Genomic DNA, 1,101 nt, shown 5'->3' with positions numbered 1-1,101 from the left:
TTAGAGCACAAACGATTTTATCTTGTAACAATTGTGGTGCTTCATTATGGCCGCTCTCATAATAAGTTGCTCAGTATACTAAAGGCCGTTAACTAGCCATAGCGATCTGAGCATGTAATGACTAATAAAAGTTGAGTGNGTTATGAAAGTACTGATTGTTGATGACCAGCGTTCTATGAGGCTTGTGTCTCTAGCAGTAGTTGCCGGGCTTGGGCATGATGTCATCGAGGCCGAATGTGGACAGGATGCAATTGACCTCTGTCGGCAAGAGAAAGTCGATTTGATTTTGATGGACGTTGAAATGCCTGGTCTTAACGGTTTTGAAACGACTAAAATTATTCGTCAAGATACCTCTATATGGTTCCCCATTATTTTTGTTAGTGCTAAAACGGATACTAAGTTTTGTACTGTGGGTATTCAGTCAGGCGGCGATATTTATCTTTATAAGCCGATAGTGCCTGAAGTGCTTGAAGCGATGATTCATGCGATGGAGCGTATCGCCCAGATTCAGGACGAGCTTCATGGCACCAAATTAAAAATGGAGTTGCTCGCATTTCAAGACACCTTAACAGGACTGGTGAACCGCCGTGGTTTTGATAAGGCCATGGAGCTGGAGATCACTAGGTCAATCAAAGAGAAAGACCCTTTAACTTTGATTATGATCGATGTTGATCAGTTTAAACCTTTCAATGATAACAACGGACATCAAGCCGGTGACGAGTGTTTAAAGGCTGTTGGTGAAACCTTGCGTAAAGCGATGTGCCGACCAGCCGATATTGTTGCTCGGTATTGTGGGGAAGAATTCGCAGTGATTTTGCCTAATACCAATGCGGTGCAAGCGCAAGCGGTTGCGAAGCGTATAAATAAGTTGTTTAGTGATTTGAATTATCCTCATGAACACTCTTTAGTGGCAGATCATGTCACGGTTAGTGGTGGGATTGCTCAGTTTGCTGGTGAAGGGCAAAGTGCGGCAGAGTTTATCGAGAGTGCTGACAAATTATTATATGAAGCTAAAGAAGCAGGCCGTAATCGTATTTTATAGTTAATGAAGTTTATATTACTTACGCATGAGCGGGAATTAGAAAAGAAGAATAATACGGG

Annotated in this window: 1 protein-coding gene; it reads left to right on the top strand. The window is 42.3% G+C overall.

Features of this window, described 5'->3' with window-relative positions; all coding sequences use genetic code 11:
• The first annotated feature begins 142 nt into the window (after positions 1-142).
• Positions 143-1,042, top strand: a complete 900-nt coding sequence (locus A3756_RS22165; protein WP_068552608.1) for a diguanylate cyclase — start codon at positions 143-145, stop codon at positions 1,040-1,042.
• Positions 1,043-1,101 lie beyond the last annotated feature (59 nt).

The sequence above is a fragment of the Oleiphilus sp. HI0086 genome (assembly GCF_001635225.1).
The sequence above is the reverse complement of the archived record's forward strand: the minus strand, read 5'-3'. Positions and strand labels throughout refer to the sequence as shown.